This window comes from Paenibacillus sp. FSL F4-0125, assembly GCF_038008565.1.
In the GTDB taxonomy this organism is placed as follows: Bacteria; Bacillota; Bacilli; order Paenibacillales; family Paenibacillaceae; genus Paenibacillus_AQ.
In genome coordinates, this window is sequence record NZ_JBBOZJ010000001.1 from 3,613,498 (window position 1) to 3,629,340 (window position 15,843).

General features: G+C 42.5%; 15 protein-coding genes and 1 riboswitch. Of the genes, 1 reads left to right on the forward strand and 14 read right to left on the reverse strand.

Annotation, left to right across the window (positions count from 1 at the left end):
* Positions 1 to 52: 52 nt before the first annotated feature.
* The 14 genes from NST74_RS15930 to NST74_RS15995 all read right to left on the reverse strand — a co-directional run bounded on the left by NST74_RS15930 (position 53) and on the right by NST74_RS15995 (position 14,698).
* The gene (locus tag NST74_RS15930) at positions 53 to 853 is read right to left on the reverse strand and encodes an ABC transporter ATP-binding protein (RefSeq protein ID WP_042128168.1); all 801 of its coding nucleotides are present in this window, start codon (positions 851 to 853) and stop codon (positions 53 to 55) included.
* Positions 854 to 938: 85 nt separating this feature from the next.
* A complete protein-coding gene (locus NST74_RS15935; RefSeq protein WP_341113165.1) occupies positions 939 to 1,973 on the reverse strand; it encodes a FecCD family ABC transporter permease in 1,035 nt (344 codons plus the stop codon).
* The gene (locus tag NST74_RS15940; protein WP_341113166.1) at positions 1,973 to 3,028 is read right to left on the reverse strand and encodes a FecCD family ABC transporter permease; all 1,056 of its coding nucleotides are present in this window, start codon (positions 3,026 to 3,028) and stop codon (positions 1,973 to 1,975) included. Before NST74_RS15940 ends, NST74_RS15935 begins: the two co-directional genes overlap by 1 nt.
* 220 nt (positions 3,029 to 3,248) lie before the next feature.
* The gene (locus NST74_RS15945) at positions 3,249 to 4,256 is read right to left on the reverse strand and encodes an iron-hydroxamate ABC transporter substrate-binding protein (RefSeq protein ID WP_341113168.1); all 1,008 of its coding nucleotides are present in this window, start codon (positions 4,254 to 4,256) and stop codon (positions 3,249 to 3,251) included.
* A gap of 202 nt (positions 4,257 to 4,458) precedes the next feature.
* Positions 4,459 to 6,276, reverse strand: a complete 1,818-nt coding sequence (locus NST74_RS15950; RefSeq protein WP_339286735.1) for an APC family permease — start codon at positions 6,274 to 6,276, stop codon at positions 4,459 to 4,461.
* 123 nt (positions 6,277 to 6,399) lie between these two features.
* Positions 6,400 to 6,558, reverse strand: a riboswitch (cyclic di-AMP (ydaO/yuaA leader).
* Positions 6,559 to 6,755: 197 nt separating this feature from the next.
* A complete protein-coding gene (locus NST74_RS15955) occupies positions 6,756 to 7,220 on the reverse strand; it encodes a disulfide oxidoreductase (protein ID WP_042128176.1) in 465 nt (154 codons plus the stop codon).
* Positions 7,217 to 7,969: a DsbA family protein gene (locus tag NST74_RS15960; RefSeq protein ID WP_076120498.1), complete on the reverse strand. Its 753-nt coding sequence runs from the start codon at positions 7,967 to 7,969 to the stop codon at positions 7,217 to 7,219. Before NST74_RS15960 ends, NST74_RS15955 begins: the two co-directional genes overlap by 4 nt.
* A 161-nt stretch (positions 7,970 to 8,130) precedes the next feature.
* The gene (locus NST74_RS15965; protein ID WP_042128180.1) at positions 8,131 to 9,447 is read right to left on the reverse strand and encodes a hemolysin family protein; all 1,317 of its coding nucleotides are present in this window, start codon (positions 9,445 to 9,447) and stop codon (positions 8,131 to 8,133) included.
* A 312-nt stretch (positions 9,448 to 9,759) separates the two neighbouring features.
* Complete coding sequence (gene gerQ, locus NST74_RS15970; RefSeq protein WP_371916527.1) at positions 9,760 to 10,170, reverse strand: spore coat protein GerQ; 411 nt, start codon at positions 10,168 to 10,170, stop codon at positions 9,760 to 9,762.
* A gap of 182 nt (positions 10,171 to 10,352) precedes the next feature.
* Positions 10,353 to 10,784: a cell wall hydrolase gene (locus tag NST74_RS15975; protein ID WP_042128184.1), complete on the reverse strand. Its 432-nt coding sequence runs from the start codon at positions 10,782 to 10,784 to the stop codon at positions 10,353 to 10,355.
* 213 nt (positions 10,785 to 10,997) lie between these two features.
* Positions 10,998 to 11,390: a DUF2500 domain-containing protein gene (locus tag NST74_RS15980; protein ID WP_341115904.1), complete on the reverse strand. Its 393-nt coding sequence runs from the start codon at positions 11,388 to 11,390 to the stop codon at positions 10,998 to 11,000.
* Positions 11,391 to 11,583: 193 nt separating this feature from the next.
* On the reverse strand, positions 11,584 to 11,736 hold the full coding sequence (locus NST74_RS15985; RefSeq protein ID WP_341116030.1) for a hypothetical protein: 153 nt from the start codon (positions 11,734 to 11,736) through the stop codon (positions 11,584 to 11,586).
* Between the two features lie 271 nt (positions 11,737 to 12,007).
* Positions 12,008 to 13,291, reverse strand: a complete 1,284-nt coding sequence (locus NST74_RS15990) for a WD40/YVTN/BNR-like repeat-containing protein (protein WP_341113172.1) — start codon at positions 13,289 to 13,291, stop codon at positions 12,008 to 12,010.
* Between the two features lie 24 nt (positions 13,292 to 13,315).
* Positions 13,316 to 14,698 (reverse strand): amino acid permease, encoded by a 1,383-nt coding sequence (locus tag NST74_RS15995; protein WP_341113174.1) that lies wholly within the window; start codon positions 14,696 to 14,698, stop codon positions 13,316 to 13,318.
* Between the two features lie 172 nt (positions 14,699 to 14,870).
* On the opposite strand from NST74_RS15995, the gene NST74_RS16000 reads away from it, so the two are divergent.
* A complete protein-coding gene (locus NST74_RS16000) occupies positions 14,871 to 15,791 on the forward strand; it encodes an L-lactate dehydrogenase (protein ID WP_042128188.1) in 921 nt (306 codons plus the stop codon).
* Positions 15,792 to 15,843: the final 52 nt, after the last annotated feature.

Here is a 15,843-nt window from a genome sequence, read left to right on the forward strand (position 1 = left end):
GGCTCCCTTGTCAATGACGGGAGCCTGTTCGTTGTATGATTTTCAATAATGTTTACACCGCTTTATAGGCTGCAAGCTCGTAAGGAAGGCACAGCGGCACACCGGTGCGTGGATCTGGCACAATATCCGCCTCAATTCCAAACACTTCCCGCAGTACATCTGGTGTCATAACTTCAGTAGGTGAGCCTTCACTAACCACAGTACCGGACTTAATAGCTACCATATGCTGCGCATAACGAGTAGCATGATTCAGATCATGCACTACCATAATAATGGTACGGCCTTCTTCCTCATTCAGCTTTTGCAGAAGCTGTAGAACTTCAAGCTGGTGCGCCATATCTAGAAATGTTGTTGGTTCGTCTAGGAATAGAATGTCTGTTTCTTGTGCCAATGCCATTGCGATCCAAGCACGCTGACGTTGTCCTCCGGACAAGCGGTCAATCGGACGGTCATGGAAAGGCTCCATCCCTGTAACAGTGATCGCGTTAGAGATAATGCTGCGATCCTCCGCTGTCATTGTGCCGAATCCTTTTTGATGCGGGAAGCGACCATAGCTGACAAGTTCAGAGACCGTTAGTCCGTCTGGAGCCGTTGGGTTTTGCGGTAAGATCGCAAGCTGACGAGCTACCTCTTTCGTAGAAAAGTTATGGATCGATTTGCCGTCCAGCATCACGCTGCCGCTCTTAGGCTTCATGATCCGGGCCATAGTTTTAAGAATTGTAGATTTACCAGAGCCGTTAGCGCCCACTAGTGCGGTGATTTTTCCAGTAGGGATGGATAAGTTCAAACCTTTAACAATTGTAGCCTCTGCATACCCAATACTTAATTCTTCTGTATTCAAACGTTCTGACATGTTAACCACTCCTTAAAAGTTTATGAAGCTATGCTCCTAGAATGAACTACAGAATTTATCTTGCTTCGTAAGAAAGAGCTTAGTTTTACGCTTTTGATTTGGCGAGTAAATACAAAAAGTAAGGTGCACCAATGATCGCAACCACGATGCCTGTTGGAACTTCTGCAGGCTGCAGCACCCATCTTCCGATGGTATCCGCAGTAATCATAAGGAGTGCCCCTGTCAAAGCACTAGCCGGTAATAATACCTGATGACGGGGTCCCACAAGCTTGCGGGCTAGATGTGGTGCAATTAGACCAACAAAGCCTATCCCTCCGCTTACAGCGACACAGGAGCCGGCAAGTGCTACTGCTGTTACCAGAAGGAGAATACGTTCCTTCTCCACGCGCATTCCAAGTCCTAATGAAGTATGATCTCCTAGATTCAATACATTAAGAATCTGCGCCTTATAGAAGGCGAACGGTAACAGAATCGCTATCCAAGGCAGCAGCGCAAGGACAAATCTCCAATCGCCACCCCATATTTTCCCGGCGATCCAAGTCGCTACAAATTGATAATTATTAGGATCAAGCCGAAGGGCCAACACAAGCTGGCAAGCATTGATTCCGGCAGCGACCGCAATCCCGATAAGGATCAACCTTGTTGGAGACAGACCATCTGCTTTCCGATATGCAAGAATATAGATTAAAGCGGCGGTTAAGCTAGCTCCTCCAAGCGCTAAAAGCGGCAAGACGAATACCGGAGCTGCTGTTGTAGCCGGAAAAAACGAGATAAAAATGATTACCGCAAAACCTGCACCCGCACTAATGCCCAGCGTAGCCGGTTCAGCAAGTGCATTCCGAGCGAGACTTTGTAAGATACAGCCTGACACTGCAAAGCCTGCTCCAACTAACAATGAAATAACGATGCGAGGTAATCTGAAATCAAATAAGATTAGCTTTTGCTGATGAGTTCCATCTCCCAGCAGTGTATGTAATACCTCCCGGGGGGATAGACGCATAAATCCTGTATTCATACTGACAATAAATACAACAACGATCAAAATGGCAAGCAGCGATAACACTGTAATGGCGCGTGTGCGGCGTTCTTTTTCATTAGGAGAAAGGGTTAATCTGTGCATTACAGCTCCCCCTTACGCTTACTCGCTAAGTAAATAAAGAAAGGTACACCGATGATGGCTATTAAAGCGCCTAGCGGCGTTTCATAAGGTGCATTTATCATTCTAGCGGCGATATCCGCAAAGATAATCAATAAGCTCCCTAGAATCGCCGAGCAAGGAATAATCCAGCGATAATCTACACCAATGAAATAACGTGTAACATGTGGAATAATTAGTCCTATAAAAGCAATCGGGCCAACCATTGAGACTGCACTTCCGGCAAGAACGACTACAACAATCATACATGCCAACTGCACTAATCTTGTCCGCTGCCCCAGACTAACGGCAACTTCTCTTCCTAAGCTGAGCAAAGTGACGGACCGCGATAATATCATCGCTGCGATTAATGCCACGAACACCCAAGGAAAAACAATCTTGATCTGAGTCCAGCTTGCCCCACCCATTCCGCCAGCCAGCCAGAAGGCAATATCCTGGGATAAGTTAAAAAGAATAGCTATACCCTGACTCACAGCAACCAGTAATGCACTTACCGCAGAGCCTGCGAGCGTTAAACGTAACGGTGTAAGGCCATTAAAAGATAGCGACCCGATTCCGAATACGATAAATGAGGCTACAGCGGCACCTATAAAACAAAACAACATAAGTGAAGTGAAAGAGAGCGAAGGTGCAAAAGCAAAAACTATGGCCAGCGCTACACCTGCTCCCGCATTCAAGCCTAACAGACCTGAATCCGCCAGCGGGTTTCTTGTCATCCCTTGCATGATTGCCCCTGCTACTGCGAAGCAAGCACCGACCATAGCACCTGCTATCGCGCGTGGAAATCGCAGTTCTCTTATCACCTGATGCTGCTGTAAATCTGGATTGAAATGAAATATTGCTTCCCATACCGTAGCTAGCTTGATATTTGCCGCACCCACCGAGACTGAAAGTGCCAGTCCAAAGGCAATAGCAGCAAGTCCAATCACTAGAATACCCATTGCAGCTGCCGGTCGGGTATGTAGAGCTTTTTTTGTATCATTTTTATTGCGATGAGCGAAATCTGAGGGTGAAACCATGAGTCGTCTCCTTAATCGATAGTTACATTAGTCTATATGATAACAACAATCATTCTCATTATCGCAAAAAAAATTAGGTTGTACAATTGTAGGAGTAGTTTTTCCGTAATATGGGAATGGTTTATAAAAAAATGGTGCAGATCTTAGTATCCTAAGATACTTGATCTGCACGCCCTTCCCCACCAAAAGATCAGTCTCATTCATGGTGAATTACGACTTTTTATTTCACAAGACTTTTTAACACATCATCAATAATTTTACCGCCAGCGTTCGCACCACTGTATAACCAGCTGCTTGTTGAGCTCATTTCATGCACATTACCAGCTTTTACAGCCGGGATACCTTTCCAAATTGCACTGTCCAGGATCTCCGAACCCTCAGTCTTATCACTGTTTACAAGAATAATATGATCTGCCGTCAGCTCAGAAAGCTTCTCTAGTGAGATTGGATTCCAAATAGCTCTTGTGCCAACAGGAATTTCTGTTACTAAGTTAGGCAGCGTTACACCAAGGTCTGTGTATAACACAGCACCACTACTGCGTGTTTCATCTACAATATAGAAGTTCTTTTGTACCAACCATAAAATCGCCACGGACTCTTGACCAATAGCTCCTTTAAGCTCTTCTTTCGCAGCAGCCGCTTTGTCTTCATACTCTTTAATGGCTTTCTCTGCTTCAGGGGTCTTGTTCAGAATTTCACCAATCTTGAGCAGCGATTTACGCCAATCTTGATTTAGTTCATCCCCAATCACATAAGTCGGTGCAATCTTATTCAGTTGGTCGTAGATACCGTTCTGTACAGAAGACTCCGATGGGATGAGAATAAGATCCGGAGCAAAGCTGGTTACTGCCTCGAGCGGAAGATCGTAGCTAATGGTAGGCACATCTTTCAATTCAGCGGCCAGATAATCCTGAACACCATTCGGTACGGACCATTGTGCTACTGGAGTCACACCCAGAGTTACCAGAGCATCCTCCAAATAAGAACCCAGTACACGCGTTGGATTAGCCGGAATCGTTACTTCATGCCCCATTGCATCCGTTAACGTCTTAGGCGCTGCAGGAGCTTCTGTGGCTTCAGCAGTAGGTGCTGCTGTAGGCTCTGATCCTGTGTTTGATGCGTTACCGGAATTATTATTACCGCAAGCGGATAAAAATAGCACCATCACCATTAATCCGACCATCGTTAATTTCATGCTTCCAAATCTTTTTCTGTTAAACCAAAACATCTAATACCCTCCTAGTGTGTACAAGCTATGTTTTCTCAAAGATGTTGACTGTCTCTATCTCACTTTTAAATGATATTGATTCTCATTCTCTATGTCAACATATAAATTTTAAATTTTGTGGATTTGTAACAATTTCCTTCTTTAAAATACAAAAAAGGCTATATTCCGAACGTTCCGGATATAGCCTCTCCTTAAGGGTTCACTATTTATTCAAATGATAAGGGACAGTCGCTACCACAACATCTTTTGAATTCATTAGGTAAGAACGGATTAAAAAGCTGGTCTGATTATGAAGTACAGCTTGCCACCAATGCTTAGTGATAAATTGTGGGATCAGGATCGTGATATGATCCGTTGCTGCGGTCTTCCACTCCACTGTATCAATAAATTTCAGTAACGGACGAATAATACTGCGATATCTGGAACGGAGTACAATCAGGCGTACACCTGGGTTCCATTCCTCCCACCGTTGCTCCATCTTTTGGATGTCCTCTTCATCAAATCCAACATATACTGCTACAACATTATCCGTTAAAGACTTGGCATAGCTAATGGAATGCAGTACAGCACGTGTTACACCGGCAACAGGGACAACAACCGTGCTGCCTTTAATCAAAGGTTTATCTGTACTTGGACATATACGAAGCTCATCAGCAATATTCAAATAGTGCTTGTGGATACGGTAGAACACGAACATTACAGCAGGTAAGAAAATGAAAGCCATCCATACGCTTGAGAACTTAGTAATGATAAAAATAAGCGTAATCGTCAATGTAGTCAGCATACCAATGGTATTTACAACAAATCTTTTTTTCCATCCCGCTGGTTTGGTTTTAAACCAATGAACCATCATTCCTAGCTGAGACAATGTGAAAGGAATGAAGACACCAACCGCATAAAGAGGAATCAGGCTTTCTGTATTTCCGTGGAATGCAGCTACAAGCAGAGCTGACAGAACACCTAGAAAAATAATACCATTGGAGAAGCCTAGACGGTCACCACGAACCATAAAAGCATGCGGCATATATTTATCTTTTGCAAACATAAATGCAAGCAGCGGGAACGCTGAGTATGCCGTATTAGCCGCCAAGAACAAAATTACTGCTGTGATACCTTGAATGAAAAAATATAAAGTTCCGCGACCAAAGGTCGATTCAGCGATCTGAGAAACAACTGTGGCCTTTTCGTCAGGCACTATGCCGTACCAATACGCCAGGAGTGTGATGCCTGTGAACATAAATCCAAGTATAACTCCCATGACCATTAAGGTCTTGGCTGCATTCTTTTCTGCAGGTGCTTTAAAGTTTGGAATAGCATTAGATACAGCCTCTACACCCGTAAGAGCTGAACAGCCAGAACTGAAGGCTTTTAATAGTAGAAACAAACTAACATTAGAAACAGCAGCGCCAATTTCAGGGACATTCGCATGCACGCCACCTGCTGCATATTTAATAATACCGGAGATAATCAACACTACAATCGACACCACGAATAAATACACTGGGATTGCGATGAATGAAGCTGATTCTGTAACTCCGCGAAGATTAATTAAAGTAAGAAGAATAATAACGGATACTGCAATAAGAACGGTGTGATTATGAAGACTTGGAAAAGCCGATGTGATCGCATCCGTCCCTGCCGACGCACTAACAGCAACGGTCAGAATGTAATCCACTAACAAAGACCCTCCTGCTAAAAGCCCTGTCGGAACACCAAGATTACTCTTGGCAACGATGTAAGCTCCGCCTCCCTGAGGATAAGCGTAGATCGTCTGCCGATAGGATAAAATCAAGATGGCCAGCAGGCCCAATACGGCTAATGCAATTGGCAGGGAATACCAGATGGCAGTAAACCCTGCAGCCACTAGTACAATCAGAATTTGTTCCGTTCCGTAGGCTACAGACGAGAGCGCATCAGAAGACAGGACAGCCAGTGCTTTAACCTTGGATAACTTTTCATGATCGAGTTCGTTCGACTTCATCGGACGCCCGATCAATAGTCGTTTTACCTTGCTTACCATGGTGGATACAGTTCCTTTCTTTGGGAGCTGAAACGGAAATTCCGCGCGCTGTTTTCATTGGTGGATTTCATAAATGCAGACACTAAAAATAGCATACGGAAATGATCCGCATGCTATGCATGGTCATTATCCCACCTTTGCTTACGAGGTTAGCTGGCGGATTCGGGCTGTGGTATAGCCCTACGGTTTAAGTCCAATCGACCCATTCCGATTCACCCCATTGGCACGAATGCCAAGTTTGGTTCCCCCGTTTTTCCTAAGAAAATTCAGCGCATATTCAACTTCTCACAAGGTCTAATATTAGTCTACAAAGTGGTTACAGTAAAGCGTTGAAAAAAATGAAAAAAGAATGAAAAAACATCCAGTAAGCGCAAATACAGCGTCTTATTGGATGCTCTCTTTCATTCTCTTCAATTATCCCTCTGGATCGTGTTTTTAATCACTTTTCACATTTTTTCGGATCACTTAAAGTTAAAAAATCAAAATCCTAAACTTTCCTCTGTATCTAACTCCATCACTTCTTCTTCCTTACGTCCGTACCAAAGTAAAATACTAATTAAAGCAAAAGCGATTAACGCAAGGAATGGTATCGTAATGAATCCAAAAAAGTTCAAGTAATCCTTATTACAAGGAACACCAATTGTACAAGGAAGAACTTTACTTAACGCAGGAATTTTCTGTTCCGCATAATGATAGATCGAGATACTGCCACCAATCAAGCTTAGTGGAAGTACATAAGGGATAATCCGTTTATCCCCTCGAAACGTTGCAATTCCCAAGAGGAATAACTGAGGATACATGAAAATTCGCTGGAACCAGCAAAGCTTACAAGGTTCATATTTCAATACTTCGCTCAAATACAAGCTACCGGCAACAGCAACTAAAGAGACGAACCAGGCCAGATACAGGCAGTTACGCTTGCAAAAAGATAGGAACTTTGTCACTTTGCCTCCACAGCTTTTGCGGCGTCATTAATTTCAGTTGAAATCGCTTCAATGTTAAATGGATCCGCAGTCTTTACTCCATTGATGTAAAGGGATGGCGTTGTAGTTACCCCTGCTTCAGTAGCTAGCTGCATGCCCTTATTTAGGTCATCTGCATACGTACGATCCTTGATATCTTTACGTAGCAGTTCGTAATCGATAGCTAACTTCTCTTTCTCCGCAAGGCTTACTAAGAAATCTTCAGTTGCCCATTCTTCGCTCTCATCACCTTGCTGTGCATATACAGCATCGTAGAATTTCCAGAATTCATCTTTATTCTGATGATATACAGATAATGCAGCAAGTGAGGCAGTCTCAGAATCTGGACCAACGAAAGCCATATTTACAAAGTAGAGCGCTGCTTTTCCCTCGTTGACAAAATCTTGAACAATCTTCGGTTTAACTGAAGTTGCAAATTGGGAACACGCTGGACATTTTAAATCACCAAATTCAACAATTTTAACAGGTGCATCCTCTTTACCGACTCTAGGTAGCTCACTGTAATTGAATTCCACTGGTTCTCCCGTAGTGGCATTTTTTGCGGCATCTTTCGAAGCTAACATAAACAATCCAACAAAAATGATGACTACTAAAGCAATGGAACCAATAATTAAAATTCTCGTCTTCTGCTTTTGTTGCTCCTGTTCTACCCGCCGTTTCTCTTGTTTGCTTAGCTGGGGAACGCTTGTACTTTTATTAGGTTTACTCAAGGAGAATTCCTTTCTGTCCTCTGTGGACTAATGTAGTTTTTATCATATACATTTAAAATTATATAATTTTTAATCTCTTTTTGGCAAACAATACTGTAAATACACTGTAAAAAAAGACACAAGGCTACAGCCCTGTGTCTTAATAAATATAAATAAGTTCGTTATGCACCAGCTTCTTCAGTCAATAGCTGTAACTTCAGTAGCTTAATTCGAGAAATCCGCTTATTATCCGTTTCTTCCACAATAAACAGATGATCATCAAATTCAACAGACTGCCCTTTTTGAGGTGGATTAACCTCCAGTTTAGAATACAGCCAACCGCCTATCGTATCATAATCCTCTGTATCCATGTGGAGACCCAAAAGATCATTGATCTCTTCAATAAGCATCAAGCCGTCGATGGAGTGTTCATCCTCCCCCAGCTTCTCAACACCAGGACGCTCTTCATCGAACTCATCCTGAATTTCTCCTACAATTTCCTCCATGATATCTTCCAGTGTTACCATTCCCGATGTTCCACCATACTCATCAATCAGAATGGCGATTTGTGTCTTCGCACGCTGCATGACTTTCAGCAGAGCACTAATCTGAATAGATTCTGGTACGGTTAGTATAGGACGAATTAACTTATTATAGCTTTGTTCACGATCCCTAATTAAGTCCTTGATATGAATGAAGCCAAGAATGTGATCCTTATCTCCATCACAGACTGGATAACGCGTCCTCATTCCATCAAAAGCAATTTCAAGATTCTCTTCCGTTGGAAGATGATTATTCAGGCAGATCATTTCTGTCCGAGGAATCATGATCTCACGGGCCATCGTATCCACGAATTCAAAAATATTGTCAACTAGAGCCATTTCGGTATTATCGATAAAGCCGCTTTTATTACTTTCTTGCATGATAATACGGATCTCTTCTTCCGTATGCGCCGTCCCCAGCTCTGAAGCAGGGGCTAAACGGAAGATCCGTAATAAACCGCGTGCTAGCCCATTTACGATCCATATCACTGGATACATGATCTTGTAAAACACATTCATCGGTCCAGATGTTAGCAAGAGGACAGATTCAGCCTTGTTAACAGCAATAGTCTTAGGTGCAAGTTCACCTAGTACGATATGCAAGATAGTGATAAACATTAGAGCAATAATCAAAGATACAACATTAACTGCGGTTACTCCAAAACCTATACTTCCTAATAATGGCCCAACAAGGTTAGCTATAGCTGGTTGACCCAGCCACCCTAGCGCAAGCGAAGCCAAAGTAATACCAAGTTGACAGGCGGATAGATAACCTTCCAAGTTGCGTACGATGCTTCTCGCTTTTAAAGCTTTTTTACTACCTTCTTCAATAAGGGTATCAATTCTACCACTTCGTACTTTTACCATTGCATATTCGACTGAAACAAAAAATCCGTTTAACAATACCAACAGAATAATAAGACCTACGTGTAATATACCGGGTAAAGGGTCGCTCAATTTATAATCCTATCCACCATTCTCCGTACGGGTGGATAGGCCCACCTCCTTCGTTTTTTCAGAGTATTGGCAAGAAGCTTGCCAGTTGTTCCTTTCAGTATCAATTTCCCAATGGTTTCATCTCCAGTCTGGAATCACGTTTTTGAATATATACTTTATTATATTAATATATTGGGGCAAACCGCAAGCATGCGTGTCCTTTCGAAAAAAAATGGGTCTTTATTCCCCTTATTATTCCAAAATATCTGTCTGTATAAAGAAAAACCCCTCACCGTTAAGTGTTGGGGTTCATCCACAAATATTAGGACTTGATTAGCGACAGTTTCTTGTTGTAGGAGGATTACCGATGACACCAGGGTATTGATAAGTAAGGGGTTCATCAAATGTAGCATAATCAAAATAAATCATAAGTAATACAGTACGTTGACCAGTTACTGGGTCACTAATAATAATGTGGTCACGGCCCGCAGCTTCCAGCACACCCTTGTAAACTTTGGCATTCCACTCTTTGTTATTTTCGTAAGTAAAATAAAATGTACCTACTTTGCCTAAATTCAGTCTGAAGATATTTTCGATATACGATTGTTCAAACTGTTGAGGTGGGTTTTGAACTACAACCCCTCCTGGTGTCATCGGACTTCCGCTGCTAACTTGTGGCGGCATGCTACCCATGCCTTGCATCCCTTGCATGCCTTGCATTCCTGTAGACATTGGCATTTGCATACCTGAAGAAGAAACACTACCAATAGTATAAGTGACGGGACGGTATGGTTGAACGATCATTTAATGAAACCTCCTAAATGTTTATCGGAGCAGTTGCTCCCTTTGGACACCAAAAAATTTAAAACTAGCTTACTGAGAGAATTACTCATAAGTTGAGTAATTCTCTTTGCACAGTTCCCCTGCTAATTACCAATAAATACAGCTGGGCAATCTTCTCCAGTCGGAGTAAAGAAGCAATGAGCTTTAAAGCGGCCTGTGTTTTGTTGGTTATACCAGGTTGGAGGGCAATCCCCTACAGGACGGAAGAACCATAAAGCATTGGTCGCTGGCCAGGTTCTTTCACCTGCAATTGCACGTTTAGCAAGACGGATGTCTGCTTCTCTCGCTCGTTGATAGAAGTAGCTTTTTTGCGGGGCTTCGAATCCTCCTGGACTTTGATAGACCATGTCATTCACAGTACGAATGTTCAAAAAATCGAGGCAATTGCCAAGAATCCGATTGACACCAACATTGCCGACCATAAGCATGCCGAGATCTCCATCTTCCTCAGCTTCTGCTCTCATCAACCGCGCTAGCACCTTCACATCTTCCGAGTTCGTTTTGATGACGGCCACGCTGTCTCCTCCTTGGGGTCGCTTTTTGCTTGCAACCTCGTTCTTAACTGCATGCTGTATTGTATGTGCATTCGCCTAACTGGTGACAGCTCACGCCTAATTTTACAGTCGATTACTTTCTGCATCATTCTTAATAGTCGCAAATAAAAATCCATCTCCCTGTTCCACTAAAAGGAAAAGGGGGATGGATTAAGAGTTAAAGTATGCTAATGGCTACTCCGCAGTGGAATATTGTGGCTGTCGCTCAAATCCGTGATATCTTGTTCCTTGATAGGTAAGCATGCCTTTATCGCCTTCTGCACTCATTCCATATTCATGACCATCTACTTTAAATTCTATTCGATTGCCACCATTCAATTCGTACGTTAAGTAGTACGTTGTACTTGTACGACTTGAACCATTATCTTCTTGAGTCTGCTGCTGCCTTATTTCACTTCGTTTACTAACGATACGGGCAGGAATGGTTAGCATGGGTGAGCTATTGTTCCGGCTCCATTGAAGCAAACCCCTGCCTACTGATACTGCAAGAATACCAACCATTACAATGAGAAATATTGGCATCACTGTTCCAGAGAAATCAAACATCCATGAAAGATCCGGGCCCATTCCCATGACATTTTCCCCCTTCATACCCATGTAATTCCGACTTTTCCTTAGCTTCAGGCACTTCTGTACATGTATATGCCTCTTCTAGTTAAGAAAGCATTAAATTAATGAGACTTCATGCAAAAAGACCACTTCGTTTTCTTAGAAATCAAGAAATGAAGTGGTCTTTTAATCATAGTTTTGAGTGATCAGATTAAGCATGAACGAGGTCTAGCAATTGCTTCGTTTCGTCAGTCTGATCGTCTAACATTCCGTTATCTGCCCAGCATGCTCTGCATTGTTCTTCTGTTTCACACAGGTGAGCGTCATCACAGTTGTAGCAAAGTTGCAGCAGGTTTCTTGTCATATAATCTGTTTCAAAAGTTTTCATTGTAATCTCTCCTATTCGAAAGTTGAGTTTGTGAAAATTTGAACTTGTTCTATGTGTTAAATATATCACACGATCATTTAAATGTCATGTGATTTTTTTCACATCTTTAAAGAAAATTTTAATTAAGTTTTTTCCTTATATTCAATTAATCAAAAATTCGTAGTTTTGGGAATTAATCCCTTATACACAAAAAAAGAAGCTGTCTCAAAAGTAGCGTCCGCCACTTATGAAACAGCCCCTCTTCACTTTACATCACACGCCAACTAATCCCACCATTAGTGGTTTGTAAGAGTAGTGAGCGTTTTTGTTCTTTTTTCTCAATCAAAAGCCAACCGACCTCTGGAGAAATAAACTGCATTTTAATCGTCTCAGGATATTCCTCAAGCTTTGACTGCAGAACATTGCTCTCCTTGAGGGGGAGCCAAGTGTTCCCTTGGTTAACGGTGTGGTAAAGGGTGTCACCGAGGATGGCCCAACCGACTTGCGAATTCAGAAATGTAGGAGCACTCTGATGATTTCCTTCGGTTGAACTCTTTAATTGAAAAAGTGTAAATTTCCAATTATCTCCACCATTAGCTGTAAAGTAACCGTGGTAAGTAATCGTCTTATCTTTTTGGCAGCCCACAGACATCCAGCCATTAGTTTTACTAGCATCGAAGAACTCTGGTTTGCCAGTAATCACTCTGTCACAGCTTTCGAGTTGTTCATTTACCAAAAAAGGTGATCCCGGATTCCAACTCTGACCACCGTCCTTAGTCATAAAGATCTTTGGAAGAGCACCTGTCTGCAGGGTCACAAATCCCTCTACACGGTTCTTAAATATCATTCCAGTACTTATACCTGTGAACGGAATCGAATGATTCGGAAGGTTCGGATTATATTGTTCATTCTGCATCACTTCTTCCCACGTGGCACCACCGTCTGATGTTGAGTAAAGGGCCTTGCTCTCCCTGTTAGGAGTAGCTTTCGAAGAGGTCATCAGCCATCCTTGGGTTGGAGAATTAAAATAAACGGAAGATACATCATTATCATCGCCTAGTGATGAGATCTTCCAACTCTGACCACCATCCGTGGTTCGCAGCACAATGTTCTCTGTCGTACCAAATGCACTTCTTATAATCCAACCATGATTAGGGTCCGTAAAAAAGATGCCTTTTCCATAGACGGGCGTGGAAAGGAACTGTACATTTGGGGCTGGAGAAATATTAGCCCATGTCGATCCATTATCACGGGTTATGTACAAACGAAGCTCATTTTTTGTAACACCCCAGACCATGCCCACTGTCTCGCTTAGCAAATGAAAGCCCGTAATTCTTGTTTGAACCTGATATTTCGGGGCACTCTCATTATTTGTATTGTTATCAGGTGGTGTAATCAGAGTAATCGTTTGTCCTTCTTCCGGTGCTTCTGTTGGCTGTGGCTGTGGAGAAGGCTCCGGTGGTGGTGAAGAACATGCCGAGACTATCCACGCTAAAAAAAATAGCATCAGAAACATTCTTAGTGTTTTCAATCCAGCAGTCCTAGATGTCAATGCCCTCTCTCCTCTCTTCGATTCTTATTTATGATTCAACTTACTATTACGGTAGCCATATAAAAAATAGATCAGAAGTCCAAGAGCCGTCCAAATAAGAAATCCAATCCATGTCTCACTTCCTAGATTATACATCAAAAATCCGCACGTTGCCGCACTTAGCAAGGGAATGAAAGGTACCCAGGGTACTCTGAACCCTCTTTTCATATTAGGGTGAATATACCGTAAGGCAATTACACCCAAAGAAACGACAAAAAAGGCAAACAGTGTTCCAATGCTTGTTAAGTTAGCCAACCGATCCAAAGGTATGAATCCAGTTAATACTGCTATAATGATACCAACCATCCATGTACTACGAATAGGCGTTTGAGTTTTAGCATTGATCTTAGATAATCCTTTTGGCAAAAGTCCATCCCGTGAGATTGCAAATATCAGTCGAGTTTGACCGAACAGCATCACAAGCAGCACTGTGGTCATTCCTGCAATAGCGCCTACCGAGATTAGACCGGCTATCAGATCCTGATTTACGACGCGAAGCGCATAAGAAACAGGATCACTTACATTGAGGTCCGTGTAAGGAATAATACCCGTTAATACGAGTGAAACTAGAATATACAATACTGAACAAATAGCAAGAGATGAAATAATTCCTATTGGCAAATCCCGCTGTGGTCGCTTTACTTCTTCTGCTGCAGTCGATAATGCATCAAAGCCTATGTAGGCGAAGAAGACCGTTGCCGCACCATTCACGACACCTTGAAAGCCAAACGGTAGGAATGGAGTCCAGTTTTCTGGCTTAACATAGAAGAATCCCGTTACGATAAACAAAAGCACCACAGCGATTTTGATAACTACCATAATGGCATTAAAACGAGCAGTCTCTTTAGTTCCCCGTGTCAGTAAGTAGGAAATTAGTAAAATGATAATTACTGCTGGTAAATTAATAACGGTACCCGCTTCCGCATTATAAGCCCCAGATAGTGCTGTAGGAATATGTATCCCGAATCCCTCTAAAAGACCCTGTAAATAACCGGACCACCCACTGCTTACTGCCGCTGCTGCAACGCCGTATTCTAACACAAGATCCCAGCCTAAAATCCAAGCGAGTAATTCTCCAAATGCTACATAACTATAAGCATAGGCACTTCCGGAGACCGGGATGGTCGATGCAAACTCTGAATAACAAAGGGCTGATAGCACGCACGCAAAAGCGGCTAACAGGAATGAAATCACAAGCCCAGGACCAGCGTGTTCTGCTGCCGCTACGCCTGTCATTACAAAAATACCAGTACCGATAATCGCTCCTACACCTAGCATGGTTAGATCTAGTGCACCAAGTGTTTTGTTTAACTTGGTTGCACCCGAGTTTGAAGGTACGATTAACGTTTTTTTGCGAAATAAATCCATTCTTACATTCTCTCCTGTCTAGTCTTGTTGTCAAATTGTTTAGAGAATTTCTATTTAGTATGCCCAAAATGGGGTAATGAATTAAATAAGACCTGCTTGAAAACAATAACGTTAGCGATTATGATGGACAAGATTAAATACCAAAAATTTAAAATACTGAGGAGATGAAATCATGCCCCCGAAACCCAATCGAGTCGTAGTCATTGGTACTGGAGCAGTTGGTACAACAACAGCCTATACATTATTGCTACGGAGACGTATGCCTGAGCTCGTACTTATTGACGTTAATCAAAAGAAAGCACTTGGAGAAGCGTTGGATATGAATCACGGCATGCCTTTTGTTGGCGGTGTGAAGCTATGGGCTGGTACATATGAAGATTGCCGTGAAGCGGATATCATCATTGTTACGGCCGGTGCATCACAAAAACCGGGTGAAACCCGGATAGATCTGCTCCGCAAAAACATTTCAATTTTCCGAGATATCGTTCAAAAAATAACAAAATACAATCAACATGCGATACTACTTATTGCTACTAACCCGGTAGATATTTTATCATATGCCACTTTAAAAATAAGCGGATTTGATCGCAGAAGAGTCATTGGTTCCGGAACAGTGTTGGATAGTGCACGGTTTCGCTACCTGATCGGCCGCCATAAAGAAATTGATCCTCGCAGTATTCACGGACAGATTATCGGGGAACATGGAGACTCAGAACTTCCAGTTTGGAGTCTAGCGAATGTAGCCGGAATCGATCTTGGTTTTGATGAAGCAGAACAAAATGAAATTTTCGAGGATACTAAGAATGCCGCTTATGAAATCATTGATGCCAAAGGCTCTACCTCTTACGCAATAGCACTAGCACTTGATCGAATTGTAGTCTCCATTCTGCATAATGAAGGTTCTGTGTTGAACGTATCTACTTTATTGAATAATTATAATGGCGTTTCGGATGTCTATCTTGGTGCCCCTTGTATCGTAGATCGATCCGGTGTACGAGAAGTACTAGATCTTCCACTAAATGAGACAGAAAAGGCTTTATTCCAGAAATCTGCCGAGAAGCTTAAGGCAGAGATTGCTAAGCTAGAACTGTAAGCAAGAATTGGGGCTGTCCCGAATGTCATGACTCATGACTGGGATAGTCCCT

Coding starts and splice junctions, on each gene's coding strand:
- NST74_RS15995 (WP_341113174.1), bottom strand. CDS start 14,698: ATGGATTTATTTCGCAAAAAAACGTTAATCGTACCTTCAAACTCGGGT.
- NST74_RS15945 (WP_341113168.1), bottom strand. CDS start 4,256: ATGTTTTGGTTTAACAGAAAAAGATTTGGAAGCATGAAATTAACGATG.
- NST74_RS15935 (WP_341113165.1), bottom strand. CDS start 1,973: ATGCACAGATTAACCCTTTCTCCTAATGAAAAAGAACGCCGCACACGC.
- NST74_RS15930 (WP_042128168.1), bottom strand. CDS start 853: ATGTCAGAACGTTTGAATACAGAAGAATTAAGTATTGGGTATGCAGAG.
- NST74_RS16000 (WP_042128188.1), top strand. CDS start 14,871: ATGCCCCCGAAACCCAATCGAGTCGTAGTCATTGGTACTGGAGCAGTT.
- NST74_RS15980 (WP_341115904.1), bottom strand. CDS start 11,390: ATGGGCCCGGATCTTTCATGGATGTTTGATTTCTCTGGAACAGTGATG.
- gerQ (WP_371916527.1), bottom strand. CDS start 10,170: ATGCAAATGCCAATGTCTACAGGAATGCAAGGCATGCAAGGGATGCAA.
- NST74_RS15985 (WP_341116030.1), bottom strand. CDS start 11,736: ATGACAAGAAACCTGCTGCAACTTTGCTACAACTGTGATGACGCTCAC.
- NST74_RS15940 (WP_341113166.1), bottom strand. CDS start 3,028: ATGGTTTCACCCTCAGATTTCGCTCATCGCAATAAAAATGATACAAAA.
- NST74_RS15950 (WP_339286735.1), bottom strand. CDS start 6,276: ATGGTAAGCAAGGTAAAACGACTATTGATCGGGCGTCCGATGAAGTCG.